General features: G+C 66.1%; 21 protein-coding genes and 1 pseudogene. 4 read left to right on the forward strand and 18 right to left on the reverse strand.

The genetic code is table 11. The features are described 5' to 3' along the window. Positions 1–21: 21 nt before the first annotated feature. The 5 genes from VUN84_16095 to VUN84_16115 form a co-directional block, all read right to left on the reverse strand. Positions 22–708 carry a hypothetical protein gene (locus tag VUN84_16095; protein XAS63795.1) on the reverse strand — a complete coding sequence of 229 codons (687 nt, stop codon included), beginning with the start codon at positions 706–708 and terminating at the stop codon, positions 22–24. 540 nt (positions 709–1,248) lie between these two features. Further along, positions 1,249–1,401, reverse strand: coding sequence for a hypothetical protein (locus VUN84_16100; GenBank protein ID XAS63796.1), 153 nt, complete (start codon positions 1,399–1,401; stop codon positions 1,249–1,251). 361 nt (positions 1,402–1,762) lie between these two features. Beyond that, complete coding sequence (locus VUN84_16105) at positions 1,763–1,972, reverse strand: hypothetical protein (GenBank protein ID XAS63797.1); 210 nt, start codon at positions 1,970–1,972, stop codon at positions 1,763–1,765. Positions 1,973–2,095: 123 nt separating this feature from the next. Then, positions 2,096–3,142: a CAP domain-containing protein gene (locus VUN84_16110; protein ID XAS63798.1), complete on the reverse strand. Its 1,047-nt coding sequence runs from the start codon at positions 3,140–3,142 to the stop codon at positions 2,096–2,098. Positions 3,143–3,750: 608 nt separating this feature from the next. Next, the gene (locus VUN84_16115) at positions 3,751–3,900 is read right to left on the reverse strand and encodes a hypothetical protein (GenBank protein XAS63799.1); all 150 of its coding nucleotides are present in this window, start codon (positions 3,898–3,900) and stop codon (positions 3,751–3,753) included. 393 nt (positions 3,901–4,293) lie between these two features. On the opposite strand from VUN84_16115, the gene VUN84_16120 reads away from it, so the two are divergent. Then, the gene (locus VUN84_16120; protein ID XAS63800.1) at positions 4,294–5,220 is read left to right on the forward strand and encodes an NmrA family NAD(P)-binding protein; all 927 of its coding nucleotides are present in this window, start codon (positions 4,294–4,296) and stop codon (positions 5,218–5,220) included. Between the two features lie 601 nt (positions 5,221–5,821). Here the strand turns inward: VUN84_16120 and VUN84_16125 are convergent. The 5 genes from VUN84_16125 to VUN84_16145 form a co-directional block, all read right to left on the reverse strand. Further along, positions 5,822–7,318, reverse strand: a complete 1,497-nt coding sequence (locus VUN84_16125) for a DUF222 domain-containing protein (GenBank protein XAS63801.1) — start codon at positions 7,316–7,318, stop codon at positions 5,822–5,824. A gap of 515 nt (positions 7,319–7,833) precedes the next feature. Then, positions 7,834–9,870 (reverse strand): ABC transporter ATP-binding protein, encoded by a 2,037-nt coding sequence (locus VUN84_16130; GenBank protein XAS63802.1) that lies wholly within the window; start codon positions 9,868–9,870, stop codon positions 7,834–7,836. Continuing rightward, positions 9,867–11,606, reverse strand: coding sequence for an ABC transporter ATP-binding protein (locus VUN84_16135; GenBank protein XAS63803.1), 1,740 nt, complete (start codon positions 11,604–11,606; stop codon positions 9,867–9,869). Before VUN84_16135 ends, VUN84_16130 begins: the two co-directional genes overlap by 4 nt. Positions 11,607–11,709: 103 nt before the next feature. After that, positions 11,710–12,696 (reverse strand): DUF808 domain-containing protein, encoded by a 987-nt coding sequence (locus VUN84_16140; GenBank protein XAS63804.1) that lies wholly within the window; start codon positions 12,694–12,696, stop codon positions 11,710–11,712. A gap of 231 nt (positions 12,697–12,927) precedes the next feature. Beyond that, positions 12,928–13,848 carry a 2-hydroxyacid dehydrogenase gene (locus VUN84_16145; protein XAS63805.1) on the reverse strand — a complete coding sequence of 307 codons (921 nt, stop codon included), beginning with the start codon at positions 13,846–13,848 and terminating at the stop codon, positions 12,928–12,930. A gap of 170 nt (positions 13,849–14,018) precedes the next feature. Between VUN84_16145 and VUN84_16150 the strand changes: the two genes are divergently transcribed. Further along, positions 14,019–14,915: a serine hydrolase gene (locus VUN84_16150; protein XAS63806.1), complete on the forward strand. Its 897-nt coding sequence runs from the start codon at positions 14,019–14,021 to the stop codon at positions 14,913–14,915. Positions 14,916–14,995: 80 nt separating this feature from the next. On the opposite strand, the gene VUN84_16155 is transcribed toward VUN84_16150, so the two are convergent. Continuing rightward, positions 14,996–15,163 (reverse strand): hypothetical protein, encoded by a 168-nt coding sequence (locus tag VUN84_16155; protein ID XAS63807.1) that lies wholly within the window; start codon positions 15,161–15,163, stop codon positions 14,996–14,998. A gap of 182 nt (positions 15,164–15,345) precedes the next feature. On the opposite strand from VUN84_16155, the gene VUN84_16160 reads away from it, so the two are divergent. After that, entirely contained in the window at positions 15,346–16,182 is an 837-nt protein-coding gene (locus tag VUN84_16160) for an alpha/beta hydrolase (GenBank protein XAS63808.1), read from the forward strand. Between the two features lie 52 nt (positions 16,183–16,234). Here the strand turns inward: VUN84_16160 and VUN84_16165 are convergent, their stop codons facing one another. The 3 genes from VUN84_16165 to VUN84_16175 all read right to left on the reverse strand — a co-directional run bounded on the left by VUN84_16165 (position 16,235) and on the right by VUN84_16175 (position 18,247). Beyond that, a complete protein-coding gene (locus VUN84_16165) occupies positions 16,235–17,191 on the reverse strand; it encodes a serine hydrolase (protein ID XAS63809.1) in 957 nt (318 codons plus the stop codon). Positions 17,192–17,259: 68 nt separating this feature from the next. Next, a complete protein-coding gene (locus tag VUN84_16170; protein XAS63810.1) occupies positions 17,260–17,499 on the reverse strand; it encodes a hypothetical protein in 240 nt (79 codons plus the stop codon). A gap of 97 nt (positions 17,500–17,596) precedes the next feature. Next, the gene (locus VUN84_16175; protein ID XAS63811.1) at positions 17,597–18,247 is read right to left on the reverse strand and encodes a uracil-DNA glycosylase; all 651 of its coding nucleotides are present in this window, start codon (positions 18,245–18,247) and stop codon (positions 17,597–17,599) included. A gap of 102 nt (positions 18,248–18,349) precedes the next feature. On the opposite strand from VUN84_16175, the pseudogene VUN84_16180 reads away from it, so the two are divergent. Continuing rightward, a pseudogene (locus VUN84_16180) lies at positions 18,350–18,739 on the forward strand (DUF488 domain-containing protein). Positions 18,740–18,895: 156 nt separating this feature from the next. Here VUN84_16180 and VUN84_16185 read toward each other — a convergent pair. The 4 genes from VUN84_16185 to VUN84_16200 all read right to left on the reverse strand — a co-directional run bounded on the left by VUN84_16185 (position 18,896) and on the right by VUN84_16200 (position 24,297). Further along, entirely contained in the window at positions 18,896–19,879 is a 984-nt protein-coding gene (locus VUN84_16185) for an aldo/keto reductase (GenBank protein ID XAS63812.1), read from the reverse strand. 292 nt (positions 19,880–20,171) lie between these two features. Continuing rightward, the gene (locus tag VUN84_16190; protein XAS63813.1) at positions 20,172–21,626 is read right to left on the reverse strand and encodes an amidase; all 1,455 of its coding nucleotides are present in this window, start codon (positions 21,624–21,626) and stop codon (positions 20,172–20,174) included. Continuing rightward, entirely contained in the window at positions 21,623–22,888 is a 1,266-nt protein-coding gene (locus VUN84_16195) for a M20 family metallo-hydrolase (protein XAS63814.1), read from the reverse strand. Before VUN84_16195 ends, VUN84_16190 begins: the two co-directional genes overlap by 4 nt. A 44-nt stretch (positions 22,889–22,932) precedes the next feature. Beyond that, the gene (locus tag VUN84_16200; protein XAS63815.1) at positions 22,933–24,297 is read right to left on the reverse strand and encodes an MFS transporter; all 1,365 of its coding nucleotides are present in this window, start codon (positions 24,295–24,297) and stop codon (positions 22,933–22,935) included. Between the last annotated feature and the right edge of the window lie 299 nt (positions 24,298–24,596).

The following is a 24,596-nucleotide window of genomic DNA, read 5'->3' on the forward strand; positions in this document are numbered from 1 at the left end:
CCCAGGTTTTTCGGGTGGGTGTTATTTGGTATTGACGGTGATCTTGGCGATGCCGACGAGCATGTCGGCTTTCACGGCGTCGGTGTTGAAGGTTTTGTTCAGGAGCCCGGCGGCGGTGTCGGAGATCAGCACGCGGGTGCCTTCCAGGACCGCGGTGTCACCGGCGGCCTGCAGGGGCTTCAGGGTGGAGCCGTCCAGATTGAAGATGTAGGCCTGCTTGACGGCGGTCTTACCGTTGACTGCGACGTCACCGTAGAGCTTGGAAGTGCCCGGGTCGATGGTGAAGTTGGTCAGTTCGACCTTGGTGTCACCGGCGGTGAGGGAGAACCCGGAGCCGGCGTGGCTGATCAGGCCCTGGACAAACGGGCGGTAGTCCTTGGCGGGGTCGTAGTAGTCGACCTTGCCGCCGGTGATCGGGAAGATCAACGAACCATCGGTCAGTGCGGCGGTCCCGACGGTGCCCGGGGTGAGTTTCAGGGTCTCCAGTGCCTTCGCGAAGGAAGCGTCGAGCTTTACTGCGGTGGACGTGCCGGTCAGTGCCGGGATCGAGGCCATCGGCTTGGGCTTCTCAGCCGCGGCAGAGGAAGAGGAGGACGCCGAGGTGGCCGGGGCGGAGGAAGCATTGTCCGCCGGGCTGCAGGCGGCCAGGGAAAACATGAGCGAACCGGCAGCGGCAACGCCGAGGAAAGTCTTGATGGATGTGCGCATGGGAGTGCTCCTTGAAAGTGTTTCAGTGGATGATGCCGATCCCGCGGCCGTGATGCACGGCCTGACATTTTCGGGCGGGTCCGGCTTGGTCTGTCAGGAGTACTTCGAGAGCACACCCCACCCCGGATGGGTCACCACCGAACCGACACCAACCCGTTACCCAACCACACCACCCCAGTCCCCGGAAGAAACTCAATCGGATCACCAAGAGCTCAACTTCATTCCTGCGATGTTCAACCGCCTGCACCTGAAGCGCGCCATTCAGGAGCTTAAAGCCAATGGACGCAGGAACCCCGCAGTGTCTCACGCGCGGCTCGGCGCCGAACACGCTGCACCGGGGTCACCCGGGCGCGAAGCAAGGTCCAGGCCTCGAGAAATGGGGAGTCAAAAAAGGGTGAGGCGCTCTTGTGGTCGCCTCACCCGGTTTCGCTGCGGTGATTGGGCTGTAGTGCTGGACGTTCTATTTCTGTAGGAAGGCCAGCAGTGCCTGGTTGAACTCATCGGGGTGGCTCACGATGCAGGCGTGCGGTGCGCCGTGGATCATGTGCAGGCCGCTGCCGGGCAGGCTGCATGGGTCCGGACATCGGCTCCGGCGAAGGGCACGGTGCCGTCGCCGTGGCCGTACAGGATGAGTGCCGGGACGGTGACCTCGGGCAGGTCATTGCGGAAGTCGGTGGTGCCGAAGGCTTCCATGCAGGCCAGTGCCGCTTTTTCCCAGCCTGTTTGCAGAGCTGGAGGGCTTCCTGGAACTGGACCTCGGTGACTTTAAGCTCCCAGTTGGCCTGCATCCTGTAGGGCGGGACGGCGGCGGCGAAAACGACGCTGCGCACCCGGTCACTGCCGTACCTGGTGAAGTAGCGGGCAACTCCACCACCACCATCGAGAATCCAACGAGGGTCGCGTCGGTGAGTTCGAGTGCCTCGAGGAGGGTGTGAAAGTCGCAACTAGCGCAGCCTCCTCTTCAACAGTGACCGACAGACCAGCCTTGGGGGTCATCAATGCTGCCGGAGCCAGCCGCTACACCAGGCGGCAACACATATTGAAAACAGGCCCGTTACGCGGGCAAAAACTGCGTCTCACTCCGGAGGACGAATTCCTTGAGGATCTGGACAATATCCAGGACAAGAAGCTTCAGGTATTGGACAGCGAAGTTCAGCGCCAACTCGACCACGAGGTCATCGCGGACGGCGAGATAAACCCCGAAACCGAGTTCCGGCACTATGAGCTCGACGACGAATTCAGAGACCGCGGCAAGCGCTGGCATTGCGCCGTTCAGGTCGGGTGCGGGCAGCCTCCCCTGGCCTTTTGATTAGCCGACCTCCAGTATTGCCGTGATACGCCGAGCACCCCCACCGCAGGAATGCGCAAGGGGTGCTTGTGCGCGGGTCTATTTGTAGGTGACCCGCGAGCCGGTTGGACTCCAGCGGATTACGCCGCCCTGGTAATTTTGGGCGACGGCTCCTCCCCGGCCGGTAACGTACTCGTTGCTGGTTGGGTATCCGAGCCGGCCGTTTTCGAAACCGGTCTTAGCCCACAGGGAGCGGATCCCGCCGAAGGAAACAAAGCCGCCTGTTCTGGGGGACCAGATGATGGCCCCGTTCTGGTAGTTCTGGTATACGCCGCCGCTCCGGAGCCCGGTGACCTCGTCGGTGACGGGGTAGCCGAGGAGACCGTTCTCGAAACCCGTCTTAGCCCACGCCGAGCGGATGGCGCCCTTTGTCAGCCGGGCGCCGCTGGCCGGTGAGTACAGGATGCAACCGACCGCGTAGCACTGGTAGGAGCCGCGGTTTTTGAGCCCGGCAACTTCTGCGCTGGTGGCGCGGCCCAGACCGCCGCGGTACGAGGCGGCCTTGGCCGCTATGGGGGAGAGAGGCGCCTTGGCCGGGGCGGCCGGGCTGACCGTCGTCGAGTAGGCTGCCAGGTTGGAAACCACCAGGTGCCAGCCCCGGTACGGCCCGGAGGTCGGGACAACGTAGCCGATCCCGTCAGCAGTGAGTCGTGAATCCAGCATTGCAGCCTTGTGCGAGGGGGAGCCCATCCACCAGGCGACGATCTGCTCCGGGGTGGAGTTGAAGCCCACAATCTCGCGGTACATTGTGGCGCCGGAAGGTATCAGGGAGCCGCCGGCGTCCGGACGGTGGATTCTGCCAAAGTCGAATCCGGGGTCCTTGGTAGCGACTCCGAGACGGTTCGCCCAGTCCTGCGATACGTTAGCGATCCGCTGGTTCCAGGCCAGCGGCCGGGCACCAACTTTGGCGCGTTCGGCATTGATAAGATTGTGGGTCTTCTTCGCGAAGGTGTCCGAGTAGGCGGATGACGGCATCCCGGCTTTGACCGGTGCTGCAGTGGAGGCGCTAGCGCCGAGGAGGCCGCCGGACAGTGAGAGCAGGAGACCGAAAACCACTGCGGTCGCGCGGGTAGAACGTAATTTCATAAGTCCCTAGATTGAGTGCCGGGTGGGATCGCTGGGAGACGGGACAAGTCTGCCGGGCATCAACGGGTGATTGGACGGTTTCGTGGGTTGGTGGGGGAACTCTTGGCAGATCCTGCGGAACCGACAGCCACGGTTCGAGACATGATCTTGTGAAGGGGGCGGTCACGCGGGGCACGTACGTCGCCCGTGCCGCCTCCATGATCTCCCCTCCGAAGCATCAGGCCGGCCGTAGGCGGTGTTGTCCCGGACGGTCCCCCAAACAGCCAGGTGTCCTGCATCACCACGCCCATCCGCGAGCGCAGTTCATGCCGGGACATCAACCCCGCGTCCACGCCAACGAGGGTGATCCACCCGGCGTCGAGCCGGGCTCCGGCCAATGACTCCCCTGCCCGGGACGGAGCGACCCAGGATAACTGGACCGCTGTTGCCCGCATCGACGAGAATCTCCGGCGCCGCCGGCTCCGCAAAAGGCCAGTAGGCGTAGTAGCGGTGCCCCGGCGGTTGTTGCGAGCAGTCGATGGTAAGTGCCTGGTGCGCAGCGTTGGACGCGACGACGGCGGTCCCGCGGCCGACGATGATCGCCGGCGTGTCCAACGCGTCCAGGAGCTTCACGCCCTGGGCCGGAGGGCATCCCCTGTGGGCGGCGCCGGGTGCCGGGCATCGCCGCGGACCAGCGTGTACAACTGCCTGCGCTGCGCCGGAGTCAGGCGAAGGGCGCTGCCGACGGTGTCGAGCACGGAATCCGAGAGAGATGTCACGTCCCTGCTCCAGCCGCGCCTAGTAGTCAACGCTCATGCTGGCCAAGCCTCATGTCCCCCACCCCACCCAAGATGGGAGTCATAAACAGGCTGGCTATCTCCGCTCGATCACCCTCATCCTATGGGCCTCACAGCCCCTGATGTGGCGGCTTCGTCGTCGCGTGCTTCTCGCACGCCGGTGTGAACAAGGTTTTGTTAGCGCTGGTCCGGCCGTCACCCGGCCGGCCGTTTTGTCACGCCGTCAGCAGGCCATGGAACGTAAGTGTTTGTCCTACGATGGATGGTGGTCTGACCCGGCATGGTCCAGATCAGGGGACCAGCGTGGATCTCATCATTCTCGCCAGCATCGACAACCACAAGTATCCACGCGGCCCTTAGAACTGGGAGATCCTCATGACCACCACAGCAGTCCTCGTCGCCGGCGCAACCGGTGACCTCGGCCGGCGGCTTGTTCGCGAGCTACTCCTCCACGACACCCAGGTCCGGGTGCTGACCCGCCCCGGCAGTAGCAACCGGGCTAAGGAACTTTTTGGCGAAGATCGGCGGGTCGACATTCTCGAGGCCGACTACACGGACCCGGCCGCGCTCGCCTCCGCCGTCTCGGGTATCGACGCCGTCGTCTCCGCCGTGAGCGGCACCCGGCCGGTCATTGTCGACACGCAGCGGGCTTTGCTCAGTGCCGCCGTCAGCGCAGGAGTCCCCCGGTTCATTCCGTCAGATTATTCCGCAGACTACCGCCGGATCACCGTGGGCAGCAACCGCAACTTCGAGCTCCGCCGGGAGTTCGCCGCAGATCTGGACGCAGCACCCATCCGGGCAACCTCGGTCCTGAACGGCGCGTTCATGGACATGCTCACCGGTCAGGCCCCGATCGTCCTGTTCGGTCGCCGGCGCGTCCTTTTCTGGTCCTCCCCCGATCAGGTCCTCGACTTCACCACCAAGGACGACGTCGCCCGCACTACCACACACGTCGCGCTCGATAAGGATGCTCCCCGCGTCATCGAGGTTGCCGGCGACCGCGTAACGGCGCGAGGGCTGGCGGACCTGATGACGGAACTCACCGGCAGCCGCTTCAAACTGCAGTGGGCCGGTACCGCAGGCTCCCTCTCACTGATGAGCAAGGCAATGCGGCGCCTCTCCGGAAGCGCCGACGAAACGTTCCCCGCCTGGCAAGGCATGCAGTACCTCGTCAACATGTTCAGCGGGCAGGCGCAGCTGCAACACGTCGACAACTCGCGCTACGGACACCAGCAGTGGACCACGGTCCGTGATGTCCTCAGCGCTCATCTGGCCTCGCGAGGTGCTCTCGGCCGGGACTAGGGCGCGGACGGATGACGCCCCTAAGCAGGGCGGCCGTAACGAGACCGGTCCGGTTCCGTACATTCCAGTCACGCATGAGTTTGCCGAGGTGCCACTTCACGGCCTGCGGACTGTAGTCCGTTTCTTGCGCGATTTTCTCATTGGATTGGCCCTGAACGGCGAGCAGCACCATGTCGAGATCCGGCTGCTCCAGTCGGCCCGGAGCCGGCACCACGTCGAGGGTCGGTACGGGAAGTTCCTCGCCCGCCTCATGACCTGCGGTGTGCGGGTGGGGTCGGTCTTGGACCAGGTCGCTGCCCAGCAGGCTCCCGGTTCTGTTGCGACGAGTGATGCCCGACCCAGCAGCGTAGCCATTTGCGCTGCGGTGATCGCCGTGTTGTGTGCTTGCAGAAAGGCGGTGAAGACCCGGAGGGCCGGGACGCCGCCGTGCAGGACCGTCCGAAGAGGGACCTCCGCAGTGCGGATATTTCGGGCTGACTGCCCGACGGCCAGTTCAGCGGCCCAGCGGTCTGTCTCCGCTTCCCACCCAGCATCCGGAGATTCGGGCTCGGGGTCGGCGAAGTCCCAAGTTTTCCGCCACTGCGCCGAGGTTTTGGCGGCCCTACCCCGCAATGCGGAGTGCCCAGTCGGAAGGTTCTGGCGGGGTTGGCGGGCCGGCCTCGCCGGGACCGACAGCATTGGCATCGACCTCGGGCCAGTCAGGCGGCTCCAATTCCGGGTCAGGCGGTTCCATTTCCGGGGAGTCGCCCGCTTTGCCGAGGTTCATCGGCAACAATGGCGGCTCCCAGTCTTGCTGTTCGCTGGCATACGAGCGTCCCGCGGGTGACTTCCATCCGGGTGGATGGTCCCTGGTGGCGTCGACGGGCGTCCACGCTGTGGTGTGTCTGAGGCGGTGGTGCCGTCGGCAGGGTTGGCCCAGGTTGCTGACGCCGGTGCCGCCTCCCTCGGACCAAGCCAACACATGGTCCGCTTCGTTGTCCAGGGAGTGGTTGTTGCAGCCGGGAAACGGGCATCGGCCGTCCCGAAGCCGCAACCACTGGCGCATCGCTTTCGGCACCCGGTAACTGGTCCGTCCGATCTCCAACGGAGCCCCGCTGCGCGGATCGGTCAGTACCCGGAGGAACGATCCGGCACCGTCCCCCACCAGCCGCCGGGCCATGGACGGCGGAACAGGACCGTACGCGTCCAGCGCTGCCGGTTCCGACGTGACGCCCAGAAGAGAGAGCACAGGCACCGTCACCAAGACCTGCGCCGTCGGTGATGGAGTTCCTTCCGCCACCCCCGCCAGCAGCCAGTCGACGGCGACGTCCGCCCGGAGCTGGGTCAGTGTCCGGGATTCATCCGGACACTGCAAAGCACGGGCGGCTTCCGTCGCACGGGACCACACGCCCACCGCCGCATCCGCAGTCACATACATCGAGAGCCAGGCCATACCGTCCCGGTCCGGCGCGTATTCCAGCCGACGGTCCATCGCGCTTTTTCGGTGGCGCTCTTCGATGCTGACAGGATGGTGCACCTCACGCCATTTGCGGGCTTTGGCCCGAAATCTTCCGGGAACCAGTTCTCCCGCCGGGCAGCCGCGCGCGGCGGAGGGGTCTTCGGGGTCCAGGAAATGAGCTTCCAGGGCAGCAGCCGCGTCCTGGTCCAGGCCTGCGGATTCATCACACATCACGCGTGCGTGTTGCCACGAGATAGTACCTGCCTGCAGCGCCGACCGCGTCCGTGGCAATCTGGTGGCCAGGTCGGCCGACTCGGCCAGGAGCGCCGCCGCCGCTCTTTCGCTCACAGTCAATACGCAGGCAACCTCTGCCGTGACCGCCATTTGCCGGGCGATGCGCTCCGACGGCGACACGGACCGGCCAGCCATCGTTGCCGAAGCGCGAGCGTATCCCGTGGCGAAATGTATCTTCAGCGCGGCCAGCCTGGCTTCCGTGCGCGCAACCTCAGCCAATCCGTCCAGGCACGCGTCCGCTTCGTCCTGAATTGGGTTCGCGTCGGCCGAGGCCCCGGTCGACGCCGGGCGGTCGACGAATGCAGCCATCACCGCGAGGGAAGCCTCCATGGCTTCCAACGTGTCGGCGACCGCTCTATCTTCCATACCCACAGCATGGCAGGAGGCACTGACATTAATGCCGGTCAATTTGATGCCAGCGTCAGGGTGGATGGCTGGGTCGGTCATTCAGGATCTGACTGATCCCGAACTTTCCGAAGGCGCCCCTGAAGCCGCGGCAGCCGGACGGCCAGGCCGTCCCCGAGCCGGAAGGTCGCGTTGTCCCACCCGTTCGCCACCCGCACTATCGGACCACCGTCGAGGTCTGGCCGCTGGTCCCGGACGAGGCGCCGGACCAGCGCGATGCTCACTTCCACTGTGGCTGACGGCATTTCCGCCATACAGAAACCCCGCCTTTCGTGTCCCGGCAATGCCAACCAATCACTTCTTCGTCCGAATAGTGGAAGGCGAGATCCCGGGTTCCCTGGGTCTGGGTCACGCCGTCACCAATATGGCGCCAACTGCGCTCGACGGATAGGCATCAAGTGGCAAAGATCGATGTTCATTTTCTTGGGTCGATACGTTCCTAATTTGAAGACTTCCGTGGTCACGGTGAACAGAAATTAAACCTCCGCCACCGGCGCCGCGAACTGCGCCGCGTACAGCGCGGCATACGCCCCGCCGGCCTCCAACAAGGACGCGTGATTGCCCTGCTCCACGATCTGCCCGGCCTCCATCACCAGGATGAGGTCGGCGTCGCGGATGGTGGAGAGCCGGTGCGCGATGACGAAGCTGGTCCGGTCCGAGCGCAGCGCACTCATGGCCTTTTGCACCAGCACCTCAGTGCGGGTGTCCACCGAGCTGGTGGCCTCGTCCAGGATCAGCACCGACGGCCGGGCCAGGAACGCCCGGGCAATCGTCAGCAGCTGCTTCTCCCCCGCGGACACGTTGGCGCCCTCGTCGTCGAGCACGGTGTCGTATCCCTCCGGCAGGGACCGGACGAACCGGTCCACGTACGTCGCCTTCGCCGCCTCAAGGATCTCTGCCTCGGAAGCACCGGGCCGGCCGTAGGCGATGTTGTCCCGGATGGTGCCGCCGAACAGCCACGTATCCTGCAGCACCATGCCCATCCGCGAGCGCAGCTCGTTGCGGGTCATCGCGGTGACGTCAACGCCGTCGAGCGTGATTTTCCCGGCGTCGAGTTCGTAGAACCGCATCATCAGGTTCACCAGCGTGGTCTTCCCGGCCCCGGTCGGACCGACAATCGCCACGGTCTGCCCGGGCTCGGCCACAAGGCTCAGCTCGGAGATCAGCGGCTTGTCCGGCGTGTAGGCAAAGGACACGTCCTCGAACACCAGCCGTCCGCGCTTGGACTCCGGCGCGGTCCCGGGAACAGGATCGGCCGACTGCTCTTCGGTGTCCAACAGCTCGAACACCCGCTCGGCCGAGGCCACCCCGGACTGCAGCAGGTTCGCCATCGAGCCCAGCTGGGCCAGCGGCTGGGTGAACTGGCGCGCGTACTGGATGAACGCCTGCACATCGCCAAGCTGCATGGCCCCGGACGCCACCTGCAGCCCGCCCACCACGGCGATCCCCACATAGACAAGGTTCCCGATGAACGTCATGGCCGGCATGATCAGCCCGGAAATGAACTGCGCGCCGAAGCTGGCCTGGTACAGCTCCGCGTTCTTCTGCCGGAACCGCTCCTCCACCTCACGCTGCCGGCCGAACACCTTCACCAGCGCATGCCCGGTGTAGGTCTCCTCGATCTGGCCGTTTAGTTCCCCGGTGTGCTTCCACTGCGCCACGAACAGCTTCTGCGAGCGCTTGGCGATCAGCGCGGTGGTCACCAGCGTCAGCGGAATGGTGACCAGCGCAATCAGCGCCAGCGTGGGCGAGAGGATGAACATCATCACCAGCACCCCCAGCACGGTCAGCAGCGACGTGACTGCCTGGCTGATGGACTGCTGCAGGCTCTGGGAAATGTTGTCGACGTCGTTGGTGACCCGGCTGAGCAGCTCACCGCGCTGCACCGAGTCAAAGTAGCGCAGCGGGAGCCGGTTGATTTTGGCCTCGATCCGCTCACGCAGCCGGAACACGGTGCGCTGCACCACGCCGTTGAGCACGTACGCCTGCACCCAGCTGAACGCCGACGCCAGCACGTACAGCACCAAAGCCCACAACAGCACGTTGGACAGCGCGGCGAAGTCGATTCCGATGCCCGGCGTCAGCGTCATGGCGCTGAGCATGTCCGCTTTCTGGCCCTCCCCGGCGGCGCGCAGCTGGGTGATCAGCTGCTCCTTGCTCACCCCGGCGGGGAGCTGTTTGGACACGACGCCGGCGAAGATCAGGTTGGTGCCCTCACCGAGCAGCCGCGGCCCGATCACGGAGAACGCCACGCTCACCACCGCGAGCGCCAGGACCAGTATCAGCCAGAGCCGCTCTGGCCGGAGCTGGCCCAGCAGCCGTTTGGCGGACGGGACGAAGTTCATCGCCTTTTCCGCGGGCACGTTCATCCCCGCGAACGGTCCGCCGTGGCCGGGGCCGCCGCGCGGACGGGGAATACGTTCGACGGCGGGAGCCCCGCCGGGTGCCCCGGCCCCGCCGCGGGCCTGCCCGTCGGCTGCGGCCTGCGGGCCGGCGCGGTGCGGAGCGCTCATGCCGCTTCCTCCGCTGCGAGCTGGGAATTCACAATCTCCTGGTACGTCTCCGAGGCCTCCAACAGCTCCTCGTGCGTGCCGTGCGCCACGATCCTGCCGTCGTCGAGCACCAGGATCTGGTCCGCATCCACGATGCTGGACACCCGCTGGGCGATGATCACCAGGGTGGCGCCGGCCGTGTGCCGCTGCAGTGCTTGCCGGAGCCGGGCATCCGTGGCGGTGTCCAGCGAGGAGAACGAGTCGTCAAAGATGTAGAGTTCGGGCCGTTTCACCAGGGCACGGGCGATCGCGATCCGCTGCCGCTGCCCGCCGGAGACGTTGGTGCCACCCTGGGAAATGGGCGCGTCGAGTCCGCCCTCCATTTCCCGGACGAAGTCCTCGGCCTGGGCAATGGCGAGCGCCTGCCAGAGTTCGTCCTCGGTGGCGTCGGGTTTGCCGTAGAGCAGGTTGCTGCGGACCGTGCCGGAGAACAGGTAGGGCTTTTGCGGGACCAGGCCGATGTGGCCCCAGAGCAGATCCGGATGCAGTTCCCGGACGTCCACGCCGTCGATCCGCACCGCACCGGAGGTGGCGTCGAACAGGCGCGGCATGAGGTTCACCAGGGTGGTCTTACCGGAGCCGGTGGCACCGATGATCGCCGTGGTCTGCCCGGCGCGGGCGGTGAAGCTGATGCCGGCGAGGACTGGCTGCTCGGCACCCGGGTAGGCGAATCCGACGTCGCGCATTTCGAGTTCGCCGCGGCCGGTCCGGCCGGAGAAGTCCAGCGGGTGCTCCGGCGGCCGGACGCTGGATTCCGTGCCCAGCACCTGGCCGATCCGGTCGGCGGAGACGGCGGCGCGGGGGATCATGATGGCCATGAAGGTGGCCATCATGACGGACATCAGAATCTGCATAAGGTAGCTCAGAAACGCGATCATGGTGCCCACCTGCATGGACCCGTCCTGGATCCGGAACGCGCCGAACCAGATCACCGCAACGGACGAGACGTTCAGCACCAGCATGACGGCGGGGAAGGCGAGGGCCATCAGCCGGCCGGTGCGCAGGGCGGTGTCCGTGACGTCCTCGTTGGCCCGGGCAAACCGGGCGGTTTCGATGTCCTCGCGAACGAAGGCGCGGACCACGCGGATGCCGGTGAGCTGTTCGCGGAGCACCCGGTTCACGGTGTCGATCCGGGTCTGCATGAGCCGGAACAGCGGCACCATCCGGATGATGATCAGCCCCACCGCCACCAGCAGCACCGGAACGCTGACAGCGATCAGCCAGGACAGCTGCACGTCCTGCCGGATCGCCATGATCACCCCGCCGACGCTGAGCATGGGCGCGGTGACCATGAGCGTGGCGGACATGAGCACCAGCTGCTGGACTTGCTGCACGTCGTTGGTGGAGCGGGTGATCAGGCTGGGCGCGCCAAAGCGGGTTACTTCCTGTTCGGAGAAGGCCGCCACCCGGCTGAAGATCGCGCCGCGCACGTCCCGGCCCAGCGCCATCGCGGCCTTCGCGCCAAAGTACACGGCGGCGATGGCGCAGATGATTTGCAGCAGGGTCACCAGCAGCATCACGCCGCCGGTGCGCAGGATGTAGTCCGTGTCCCCCCGCGCCACGCCCTGGTCGATGATGTCCGCGTTCAGGGTGGGCAGGTACAGCGAGGCGATGGATTGCGCCAGCTGGAAGACGACGACGGCGAGCAGCAACCGCCGCTGCGGCCTCAGGTATTCGAGGAGCAGTTTCCAGAGCATCCGTACTCCAAGCCACGTGTCACGCAGAGTGATTTGAAGGTCAGTTTACGTCGGGATGCTGGGAGCGGAACCGGTTCCTCTCAGGGCGGATCCGGGTTGGATCTCAATCGACGGCGGCGCGGACGTCGCCCTCGTCGTGCCCGTCCTCCTTCTTGCCGAACGGCAGTACTTTGAGCAGCGGGTGCAGGATAGCCAGGACGACGAGGCCCCAGGCGAGACCAAGGACGGCCGAGCACAGGGTGTTCACGAGCCAGGCCAGGAAGCCGCCCACCACCGGAATCCCGGCGAAAGGAGCTTCGAGGGCATGGACCAGGTCGTACAGCAGATGCCAGCCGAGGTCGTAGGCCCCCTGCAGCATGATGTGACCGCCCACCCACAGCATGGCGATCGTCCCGATCAGGGTGATGGCGGACAGCACGGCGGGCATCCCCTTGACGAGCAGTTCGCCGAAGCGCTGGGAGCCCGCGGACTCCTTGGTGGTCAGGTGCAGGCCGATGTCGTCCATTTTGACGATAAGTGCGACGGCGCCGTACACGGCCACGGTGATCACGAGCGCCACAACCACCAGGATGACCGCCCGGACCCACAGTGACTCGGCGGACACCTCGTTCATCGCGATGACCATGATCTCGCAGGAGAGGATGAAGTCCGTAGTGATCGCGCCCTTGGTGACCTTGGCCTCCGCCTCCGGGCCCCGGTCGACCGCCGGCGTCTCTTCATCGGCCTCGTGGTGGCCGCGGAGCTTGTGCCAGACTTTCTCGGCACCCTCATAGCAGAGGTAGGTGCCGCCCAGCATAAGGATGAACGGAATGACCCCCGGGATGAAGGCGCTGATGATCAGCAGCGCCGGCAGGATGATCAAAAGTTTGTTTCGCAGCGAGCCCCAGAAGATCCGCTTGATCATCGGCAGCTCGCGGGACGGGTCCGCCCCGGACACGTACTGCGGCGTGACGGCGGCGTCGTCAATGACCACGCCCGCGGCCTTGGCCCCCGCCTTGGCCGCTCCGGCTGCGACATCGTCCACCGAGGCGGCCGCAATCCGGGCCAGGGCTGCGATGTCGTCCAGCAGGGCAACGAGACCGCCGCTCACAGCTCACTTCCGGACTGCTTGAGAGCGTACGGCTGGACGAAATTGCCTCGGTCTAGGCGCGTGATTGGCATGCTCAAATTATATGGTGGCGCGCAGCCCGTCGACGCGGGACCTGGACCGGGCCGGCTCGGTCGCGTGAAGAGCATGAACATCAGACGTGAGAATGCCGGCATCGCCGCCGGACGGTCAGGGCCGCAGCGAACTTTTGGAGTACATCCACCCCGCGATGACTCAGCCGCCCAGCACCACGTTCACCGGCGGTTCGCCCGCGAGCATGAGCTCGATCTGGCGCTGCAGCAACTTCCCCATCCGCGGACGCATGGCCGCGCTGGCTCCGCCGACGTGCGGGCTGATGATGACCCCGGGGGTGGTCCACAGCGGGTGGTCCTGCGGCAGCGGCTCGGGGTCGGTGACATCCAGCGCCGCGCGGATCCGGCCGGCGGCGGTGTGCTTGACCAGGGCAGCGGTGTCCGCGACCGGGCCGCGGGCCATGTTCACCAGCAGGGCGCCGTCGGGCATGGCGGCAAGGAAGGCGTCGTCGATCAGGTGCCGGGTGGCGTCGCTGAGCGGCACCACCACGATCACGATACCGTGTTCCGGGAGCAGGCTGTGCAGTTCGTCGATGCCGTGGACGGGGCCGCGGGCATCGGTCCGTGCCGTGCGGGCCACCCGGGTCACGGTGGTTTCGAACGGCAGCAGCCGGTCCTCGATGGCTTTGCCGACGCCGCCATAGCCCACGATCAGCACGCGCTGGTCCGCGAGGCTGGCGGTGGGGCGGGCCTCCCAGCGTCCGTCCTGCTGGTTGTGCAGCAGCCGCGGGAGCTCGCGCTGGCTGGCGAGGACCAGAGCGAGGGCCAGTTCGGCGGTGGAGGTTTCGTGGACGGTGGCGGCGTTGGCGTAGACCCGGCCGGCGGGCAGGAACTCATCCACGCCGTCGTACCCGATCAACTGGCTCTGCACCAGCGCGGTTTCCACGGCTTCCAGACCGCGCAGGACGGCCGGTCCGCCCAGGTAGGGCGGAACCACGATGTCGAGGCGGGGCCGGGGCGGGTCACCGGTCAGGTCCCATTCGAGGATGGTGACGCCGGGGTGGGGCTGAAGGTACTCCCGCAGGCCGGCGTCCGGCAGGCTGACAATGATTGTACTCGGCATAGCTGACAGCCTAGCGGGACGGGCGCGGTGGGCCAGCGCTGGTTGTGATGACCCGGCCCGCGAGACTGCTTCACCTTTGCGTTGACCCGCGCGGTGCGTGGACATGCCCGGCGGCCCGGCATACATTGCAGGAAACCACCCCTTTTGTTTGACCCGGAAGGTCCTGCGCCATGAACTCCTCGGGGCCACCCCGCACGGCCGCAACATCCCGCAACGCCCGGGCGGTCCTGGTCTGGGCGGTGACGGTCCTCGTGTTGCTCGGCGTGGCGATTCTCGGCGTCGTCCAGACCGGGCCGGTTCCGGCGACGGATTTCCTGGCCGGTCCGCAGAAGCCGCGGGAGCAGCCCGCGGCCGCGGAACCGTCGGAGCAGGCCCCGGCAGCCGCCGTCGACCTCGACGCCGAGATCCGGCGGATCCTTGCCCGGAACTCCGGCTACCGGGTGGGCGTCGCCCTGCTGGACACCCACGGCGGGGAAACGCGCAGCTACGGCGACGCCTCCGAATTCGTAGCGGCGAGCACGTCAAAAATCATCACTGCGGCCGCCTACTACCACCTGGTGGAAACGGGCCAGAAGTCGCTGGACGTGCCGCTGGGGAGCTACGACGCCGCGTTCCAGGTCAAGGCCATGGTCAACGCCAGCAGCAACGACGCCTGGCTGCTGCTGATGCAGGACATCGGCTACCCCACACTGATTGAGTACGCCGCGTCGATCGGCATCAGCTACGACCCCGAAGAGAACCTGCTGACACCGGCTGAAATGGCGGGGCTGCTCCGGCAGCTCTCCACCGGCAAACTGCTGAATGAGGAGCACACCGCGGAACTGCTGGGCTACATGCAGCAGACCAACAACGAACGGCTCATTCCCGCCGCCGTCGGTCCGGACGTCAATGTGCAGCACAAATACGGCGAGGTGGAGGGGTACGTCCACGACGCGGCGCTCCTCAGCTCCGGCGAGCGCTCCTACGCGCTGGCCATCTACACCTGGGGCGAGGACAACGAAAGCGAGGAACGCTTGGCCCTGATCCACGACCTGACGGCCGTGGTGTCGAAGGCGCTGCTGAGCTAGCCGGTCCGCTCGGGCTGGATCACGTCCCAAGCCCCCGCTGCAATGGGCGCAGCGGGGGCTTGGGCATTCGGGAACCGGTGTTAGCGGCCGAAGATCTTGGCGAAGAAGCCGGTCTTGGTGGCGACGTCACCCTCGTGGCCCTTGCAGCGGTCGGCGCTCTTGACGCCCCGCATGACCTGGTCAACGTGCTGGCCGCAGCCAGCCCAGGTGGTCTTACCGCACTTCTTGCATGCAACCTGTCGGCACATCTGGTTCTCCTTGGGTAGGTTCGTCCCCTCAATGATACCCCCTGGGGTATGTGAATGGAAAATGCCGGGAACACCACGTTGCCGGCCGGCGTTGGTTCCGTACAGTGGCACATCCAGCGGCAGCACCGCCGGGCCGCTCCCGCACCACCTGACTTCCGAACCGTACCGAGAGGACTGCTCATATGGCTTACATCAAGGTTGGAACCGAGAACAGCACCGACATCGAGCTCTACTACGAAGACCACGGAGCAGGGCAGCCGGTGGTGCTGATCCACGGTTATCCACTGGACGGATCGTCCTGGGAGAAGCAAACCACTGCCCTGCTGGGCGCCGGGTACCGCGTCATCACTTACGACCGCCGCGGCTTCGGCCAGTCCAGCAAGCCCACGGACGGCTACGACTACGACACCTTCGCCGCGGACCTCGACACCCTGCTCACCACCCTGGACCTGAACGGGGCCGTGCTGGTGGGCTTCTCGATGGGAACCGGCGAAGTAGGCCGGTACCTGGGCACCTACGGGTCGGCCCGGGTGGCGAAGGCTGTGTTCCTCGGCTCGCTGGAGCCCTACCTGCTGCAGACCGACGACAACCCGGCCGGCGTTCCGCAGTCCGTGTTCGACGGTCTGCATGAAGCCGTGACCGCCGACCGGTACGCCTTCTTCACCGATTTCTTCAAGAATTTCTACAACAGCGACACCTTTCTGGGCACCCCCCGGCTCAGTGAGGAAGTCATGCGTGCGGGCTGGAACCTGGCAACCTCCGGGGGCCCCACCGCGTCGGCCGCCGCGCAGCCCAGCTGGCTCACGGACTTCCGCGCCGACATTCCCAAGATCGACGTCCCGGCGCTGATCGTCCACGGCACCGCAGACAACATCCTCCCGATCGACACCGCGGGCCGGCAGTTCACCAAGGCGCTGCCCAGTGCCGAGTATGTGGAAATCGAGGGCGCCCCGCACGGCATGTTGTGGACCCACGCCGCTGAGGTCAATGAGCTGCTGCTGAAGTTCCTGGCGAAGTAACTCCCCCGTCCCGAGCTGACGGCGGAGGCCGTGCCGCTGAAGCACCTGACCTTTAGAACAGGGCTTCGACGACGGCCTCCGTCACCTCGTGGATGACGCCGGTCCGTTCCGGGACGCTGCTGAGGTCCGCGCCTTTGGTGTAAACCACCAGGGCGTAGGCGGTACCGTCCCGGGCGAGGATGCCGGCGTCGTGCAGTTCCCCCTCCAGCAGGCCGTACTTGTGGAACACGGTGATACCGGGGGGTGTGGCCGCCGGGATGAGGGTCTCGTCGTTGGTGTTCTGCATATAGCCCAGCAGCTGGGCGGTGTTGGCCGGTTCCAGCAGCGTTCCCGAGTAGAGCCCGGCGAGGATCCGGGCCATGTCCGCGGGGGTGAGCTCGTTGCCTTCGGGGTTGTAGTCCACGCCCATCGAGGCGGCATACTCCGTCAGCTCCTCGTAGCCCACGGCGTCCATGATCAGTGACCAGGAGTCGTTGTCGCTGTGCTGGATCATTTCCTGCAGCTGGAAGCCCGCGGTGTAGGCCCCCAGCGGATCATCGAGCGAGGCCCCTCCGGTTTCCACCAGATGGTAGTACGCCTCGGCGGCCAGAACCTTGGCTGTGCTCGCGGCGACGAAGGCCCCGTCCACACCGTAGTGATGCACGGCTCCGGCCGCTTGCCCTCCGTCCGACAGATCAAGGAGTGCGACGCCGATCTCGTAGTCGCTGGCGCCTTCGATGATGGCGTCGATCCGGGCGTCCAGCTCCGGATCCACGGCCGCCACATCCGACGCCGGCACAGACGCGGGGCTGCCCGTTCCACCGTTTGACGGGGCACCGGCCTGCCCGGAGTTTGCAGGCCGGGACTGCGTGGCGGAGTGAATGCCGACACCGAGCGCCACAGCCAGGACGGCGGCGCAGACCGCCAGCAAGGCTGCCCGGGCGCGGCGGAACGCCCGGGTCCGCGGCCGTCGGGTCAGACCGCTACTGCCGGGACGGCTTCTGCGCTGCTGCGGGGTGGTCTCGTCCATAAATGCCTAAGCTAGCCAGTCAGCTGTGCCGGAGCTATGAAACAACGGTCCGGCACAGCGGCGGCCGGTCAGATCCGGTCATCCCAGGTACCGGCGTCGGCGGCGTCTTCCGGTTTGTCCTCCGCCTCCGGAGCGCCGGAACCGACATAGGCGGCCGGAACCGTCCCGGCGGCCTGGGTCAGCTGGTCCTCGCGGATGTTCCCGCCCTGACCGGGTTCGGCGTGCGGCTGGCGGACTTCGACGGCGTCCGGGTCCCCGGGACCGCGCAGGTCTGCGGGGTCGGTGCCGGGTTCGTTCGGATCATTCATGCCATTGCCTTTCGTCCGAGGGTGGGTCTCTTCCCACACTAACGTGCCGGGCACTGCGGACACCGGACGCACCTGCGGCAGATAACGCCCCGGGACTTTATTGGGCGATGCCGGCGGCGAGCAGCCGTTCGAGTCCCTGTTTGAAACCGGACCGGCCGCCATGGGCAGGATGCCTAATTTTCGGCGCCTCCAGGCCGCTCCGCTGCAGGCTGCGGTGGGCCACATTCCCCACGGCCACCACGGCCTCGATCTGAAAGATCCCGGCGAGCTCCTGCCAGAAGGAAGTTCCGAGGGCGGCTTCGGCGGCCGTTGGGGTGCGGTTGGACAGCGGCCTGCCGGGCTGGTGGGTGTGCCAGGGGCAGGCGCTCCACAGCAGGGGGAGGAAGTCGAGTTCGGCCAGCACCTCCCACATCACTGTGGCTGTCGGCTCAGCCGCGACGCCTGGGGCATCGGCCGGCAGCATGTAGCCCTTTTCCGGCCCGAACATCCCCAGACTGTTCGCGGGACCCCCGAACATGGTCCTGTTGGTAAAGGGAACGCCGGTCATTCTCATGCCGCGAAAGCCGGGCGCTTCACCCACCAGCAGCACCTGCGGGGAGCGGTCCAGCAGTTCCTGCAGGTAGATCGCCAGGTTCCGCCGCCGCTGGGCGTTTCCGGGTGCCGTGTGGTCGAAAAAGTTGTGGCATGCCGGCCCGGTCTCCACCGCGGCGAGCCGCTCAACGAACCCTTCGATCGAGGATGCCGTCATGTTCCGCCGGTTCCCTTCTGCTCGCAGGCCAGTCAGACTATCCGGGCCGCTGTACCGCAGGCACCGGCTCCCCTTTCCCCTATTATTGGGGGCATGACGGACATGACCATCTTCACGGTGGGGCACTCCACTCATCCCATCGACGAATTTCTCGGCCTGCTCCGGGCCCACGGAGTCAAGAAGCTGATCGATGTGCGCACCGTTCCGAAGTCGCGGCACAATCCGCAGTTCAACGAGGACTCGCTCGCGGCGAGCGTGCGGGCCGGCGGGATCACCTACCGCCGGATGGCTTCCCTGGGCGGCCTGCGGCATACCAGTAAAGACAGTCCCAACGGCGCCTGGCGGAACGCGTCGTTCCGGGGCTACGCGGACTATATGCAGACCGAGGAGTTTGCCGCCGCCGTCGGTGAGCTGGTGGAACGGGGGCGGAGCAGCGATGCGGCCATCATGTGCGCGGAAGCCGTCCCGTGGCGCTGCCACCGGTCGCTGATCGGCGACGCGTTGCTGGTCCGGAACGTAGCGGTGCTGGACATCATGACGGCGGCCTCCGCCAAGCCCCACACCCTGACGTCCTTCGCCCGCGTTGAAGGCGGACGCCTCTGGTACCCGCCTTCGGTGACGGCCGGCATGCCAACCACAACGCAGGCGCTACCAGCGGGGGTGGATGGCGGGGCGGAAGTGGCGGTCGTAGATTTCGTGGACGCCGACATCGAACGTGGCGTCAATGCCGCCGGCCACCGCCGCTTCGGCGTTGGCGCGGGCCTGCTCCGGGTTCCGCGCGCCGGGGATCACCGTGCTGACGCCGTCCTGGGCCGTGATCCAGGCGATGGCCGCCTGGGCGGTGCTGACGCCGTCGGGCACTAGTTCTTCGAACTCGGCAACCGCTGCCAGGCCCTGCGTGAAGTCCACGCCGGAGAAGGTCTCCCCGACGTCGAACGCCGAGCCGGTGCGGTTGTAGTTCCGGTGGTCATCCGCCGCGAAGTAGGTGTCCGCGGTGTACTTGCCGGAAAGCAGCCCCGAGGCGAGCGGTACGCGGGCGATGATGCCGACGCCGGCTGCCTGCGCCGCGGGCAGCACGTCATCCAGCGGTTTGAGCCGGAAGGCGTTGAGGATGATCTGCACCGTCGCCGTGCCCTCGTGGCGGATGGCTTCAAGGGCTTCGTCGGTCCGCTCGACGCTGACGCCGTAGTTGCGGATGGCACCGTCCGCCACGAGCGCATCCAGGGCGTCGTAGACTTCAGCGCTGCTGTACACGGCGGTGGGCGGGCAGTGCAGCTGGACCAGGTCCAGCTGCTCGACGCCAAGGTTGCGCCGGGACCGGTCGGTCCACTCGCGGAAGTTGGCGAGGTTGTAGTTCTGCGGCTGCTGCTCGGCCCGGCGCCCCATTTTGGTGGCCACTGTGATCTCCAGGCCCGGGTTGGCCGCCAGGAACGCGCCGATGGCCTGCTCGCTGCGGCCGTCGCCGTACACGTCCGCGGTGTCGAAGAACGTGACCCCGGCCTCCGCGGACGCGGCCAGGATGGCCTGCGCCTGCGCGGGGTCCACGTTGCCCCAGTCCGAGCCCAGCTGCCAGGTCCCCAATCCAACGATGGAGACGTTCCGTCCGGTCTTGCCCAAGATTCGCTGTTCCATGATCCGACTATAAGCACATCCGCGCTTGCCGCCCACCACAACGCCCACACCGCGGTGTGGGTCTCGGGCAACGACGCCGAGGGCAATAGCGCCGCCGCCGGCGACTCCGCGCGCAATGCAATCGCCTCTTATTTCGAGCAGTACCTGACCGAAGAAGGCGCAAGGGGCCTACAGGCTCTCGGGGCCGTGATCGACCCCCAATAAGACGTTGAGTAGTCGCATGGACTTTCAATTGACGCAGCTAAGACATCTCCGGATTTGGTCTGCCTGACATGGAGGGCGTCCATGAGATTTAGATCATGACTCGTGACTCACCCAGCCCAAGGAGGCTGGGGCGGCGGTCCGCCCATGGCAGTAATTCCTCGACGGCGGCACCCACCGCGAATACCGTCGCGTCATCGAACGGATGGCCCACAATCTGGACCCCCGTGGGGATGCCGCAGTCGGCCATGCCGCTTGGCACCGCGAGTACCGGGCAGCGGTTGGTGATGTTGAAGGGTGCCGTCATATGGCCCTGCCAGTAGTGGTCAAGTCGCACACCGTCCGCGGCCTCGATCCCGTCAAGGTACATTCCGTCGGCGTCCAGGGCAGCGACGGCGGAAGCCGGGCAGATCAGGGCGTCGAAGCCGTCCATCGCTGCGGCAAGCTCGGCCTGGATGCGGGTTTCCGCCCGGATCCCGTCGATGAAGCGGTTCTCCCCGGCCGCTTTGCGCGCGTCGGCCATGAAGCGCCGGGTGTAGTCGGCAAGAAGCTCGGGTGCTTCTGCGGTCTCGTCTTCCATGGCCGGGCCCAGAAGGTAGCCGAAATGCGTAAACATCGTCCGGCTGATCTCCTCCGTGGTCCAGGGCAGGCCGATCTCCTCCACCACGGCACCCGCGGAGCGCAGGGCAGACGCCACGGCGCGCGTGTTGGCCTCCACGTCCGCGGCCACCGGGTAGTTCCCCAGCCGGACGCACAACGCGATGCGCAGGCCGGCCACCGCGGCGGGTCCAGCGACCGGCGCGGAAGGCGCCGGTCCGCCGTCGAGAGACGCATGGTCCCCGGGATGCCGGCCGGCCATGACGTTTGCCAGGAGGGCCGTGTCTGCCACGGTCCGTGCCATCGGACCGTCACCGCGGTAATGGTCCGCGGAGAGCGGCGCCAAGCCAGGAATACGTCCGTACGGCGCCTTGTAGCCGACAGTCCCGGTGAATGACGCCGGGAGCCGCGTTGAGCCTGCGATGTCGGAGGCCGTGGCAAGCGGCGCGAGTCCGGCGGCCAGCGCCGCCCCGGAGCCGCCCGAGGAGCCGCCCGGGGAGTACTGCGGATTCCAGGGGTTGCGGGTGACACCCCACAAAGGGCTATGCGTGACCGTGGCGCAACTGTATTCCGGCGTTGTGGTGCGGGCATGAATGATTCCACCTGCACGCCGGATCCGTTCGATGACGGGGTGGTCCGCCGTGGCACGATCCCCCTTCCGGGCGACGAGCCCCTGCGAGAGTGTGCGCCCCTTGAGCCCGTGCTTCTCCTTGGCGGCTACCGGCAATCCGAGCAGCGGCGCCAGGTCGCGGCCGCGGGCGTAGCTGGCGGCCGCCTGCCGGGCGGCAGGAAGTGCATCCTCGAACAGGGTTTCCGTCAGGGCATTAATGCCCCCATTGACGGCTTCCGTCCTCGCGGCCACCGCTTCCAGCAGTTCGACGGGTGAGAGCTCCCTTGTCCGGAAAAGCCGCAGTGCCGTCGTGGCGTCGAGGTAGTGCAGTTCCGTCATACCTGGACCGCCGCCGGCAGAGCGGCGGATTCTGCGAGGGCCCCGCCGATGAGCTGGCGGGCGACTCCGGTGAGCATGTCCACCCCGGTCACCATGTCGGCGTCGGTGGTGAATTCGCGCTCACAGTGGGACACGCCGTCCACACTGGGGATGAACAGCATGACGGACGGCGCCACGGTGTTCATGGCAACAGAATCGTGGCCCGCCATGGTCTGGATACGCCGCGAGGAGAGGCCCAGCTCGGCGGCCACTTTGTCCGCGAGTTCCAAGCCGGCCTCGGGAAAGCGGCGGATGGGGCGGATGTCAAAGTCCTTAACATTGACCTTGATGTCGTGCGCGCGGGCCAGTGCGTCGATGCCCGCAATGAGCTTGGCTCGGGCTGCCTGAACGATGTCCGGATCGCCCGAGCGAAGGTCCGCCACGAGATGCACTCTGCGCGCCACGACGATGGGTGAGTTCGGTTCAAGGGTTAGCTGGCCCACGGACGAGACGAGAGCCTCGTCTGCGAAATCCTGGGTGACATCGTGGACCATGAGGATGATCTTGGACGCCGCAACCAGGGCGTCATGCCGGTCGGCCATGGCAGTGGCCCCGGTGTGCGATTGTTCGCCCAGCACTTCAATGTCCAGCTTCTGGGTGAACCAACTGCTGTCGACCAGGCCGATCGTGATCCCCTCCCGCTCCAGGATCCGGCCCTGCTCGATATGGATTTCGGCGTAGCTGGCGACGTCAGGTCCCTCGGATGTGCCGAGGTACCCGATGCCTTCCAGCGCGTCGCGGACCGTGATGCCCTGCAGGTCGGCGACGTCCAGCATCCGCTCCCGCGGCAGCAATCCGGCGAAGACCGAGCTGCCCATGATGCTCGGGGCGAAACGGCCGCCCTCCTCGTTGAACCAGTTCACCACCGCCAGGTTGAACCGAGGTGCCGCCCCGCCCTCCGCGACCTCGGCCTCAAGCCGCCGGGCCGCGTGCATCGCGGCGATGACACCATATGCTCCGTCGAATCGTCCGCCGAGCGGCTGGCTGTCCAAATGCGAGCCGATGAGCACATACGGCGCACCCGGTGTCCACTCCAGCAGCCCGAACATGTTGCCGATTCCATCAACCCGAAGTTCCCATCCGGCGTCGTGCACCCACTCGGAGAACCAGTTGCGTGTCTGCGCGTCCTCCGCTGTGGCGGCCTGGCGGTCAACACCGTTGTGGGAGGTGGCACCGATGTTCGCGACGTGGTGGAAGTCTTGGAGGAATGCTGCTGAGTTCATGGGATGTCCTTTGTCTGATGCGGTGGCGGGGAACAGGCGGCGTCTTAGCCCATGCGCCCGCGGGTCTCGGGAACCTTGGTGAACAGCACCAGGAGGAGCACGACGAGGGCGGCGGCCGCCATGTAGAAGCCGGGGGCGTGGGGCACACCGGTGCCCCCGACGAGTGCCGTGCCAATGAACGGTGCGGTACCGCCGAAGAGTGCATAGGCGCCGTTGTAGCTGATGGCGGCGGAGGTGAAACGCGTCCGGGTCGTGAAGATCTCGACGAAGAAGGTGTAGCAACCGCCGCCGTAGATGCAGAGCGCGACTACGAAGAGCGCCTGACCCAGCAGGGCGAGGGGCAGGCTGCCGCTCGTGACAAGCATGAAACTCGGAACCGAGCACAGGGCCAACGCGGCGGAACCTGCAATGAGCATCGGTTTACGGCCCAATCGGTCGCTGAGCCGGCCGCCGATGGGAAGCAAAACGGCGTAGAGGGCAAGGGCTGCGGCATTGGCCATCAGCGATTGCTCTCGGCTCAGGTGACCGGTGGTCTGGACGTAGGACACGAAGTAGGCCGAGAGGAAGTAGAAGCCCATCGCGGTGAGACCCATAACGAACATGACCTGCACCATGCGGAGCCTGTTTTCGCGGAAAGACTCCCGGACCGGGCTGAATTCCTTGGTCTGTGCGGCTTTGGCCTCGTTGAACGCGTCGCTTTCCACGGTGCGGCTGCGAATCCACACGCCGAAGAGGGCCAGTGGCAATGCCAGCAGGAACGGCAGGCGCCATCCCCACGCCATGAATTCTTCGTTCGGCATGGACTGGCTGAGGATGAGGATCATCGACCCGGCTACGACGGAGGGCAGCGCCGTGGCTGCGATGGTGATGTTGAGCCAGAACCCGCGGCTCTTGACGGGGGCGTGCTCGAAGACAAAGGACGGCGCCCCCACGGATTCGCCGCCGGCGGAGAAGCCCTGGATGAGGCGGCAGAGGACCAGCAGGACAGGTGCCCAGGCGCCGATCTGGCCGTAGGTCGGGAGGAGCCCCATCAGCGCCGTTGCCCCGCCGATGGCGATGAGTGTGATGGTCAGGACGCGGCGTCGGCCGATCCGGTCGCCGAGGGCGCCGAAAAACAAGCCGCCGATGGGACGGACAACGAACGCTACGCCGAACGTCGCGAAGGTGGCCAGCAGCGCCGTGACAGGATTGCTGCCCGGAAAGAACAGCTGCGAGAAGATGACGGCGGTAAGGCCGTAGAGAGTGAAGTCGTAAAATTCGATGAATTGGCCGATACTCCCACCCGCCAGAACCCGCTTCTGCATCTTGCTGATGCGTGGGGTTGCGGGGGCGGAGGACTGGTCCTGGGCAGTTGTCGTCAGTGCGGCCCCGGGGAGCGGTGCCTGGTCCTTCATGTCGTTGATCGTCATGACAGCCACGCTAGAGGCGCCATGTTTCCGAAGCCCTGTGGCGCGTTACGGCCCAGGGAAATGAAATCAGCCGTTGTTACCGCGGTGTTGCCGGGCTGCCCTTGTCCGGATACGTTGCGGACACATGGGGCGTGAATCGGAACCATTGAATCTCCTTTGATCAGCATGGCGTTGAAGCTCAAGGATTCGGCCTAGGCCGTCGCTGCGGGGATTTTCTCGCCGGAGGGACTCCGGCATCACCGCACTGCAGCAACTGTGTGTGATCCGCTTCACATCTGTCCAATTGATTGTTTTTGGCG

It is taken from the genome of Micrococcaceae bacterium Sec5.8 (genome assembly GCA_039636775.1).
Lineage (GTDB): Bacteria > Actinomycetota > Actinomycetes > Actinomycetales > Micrococcaceae > Arthrobacter.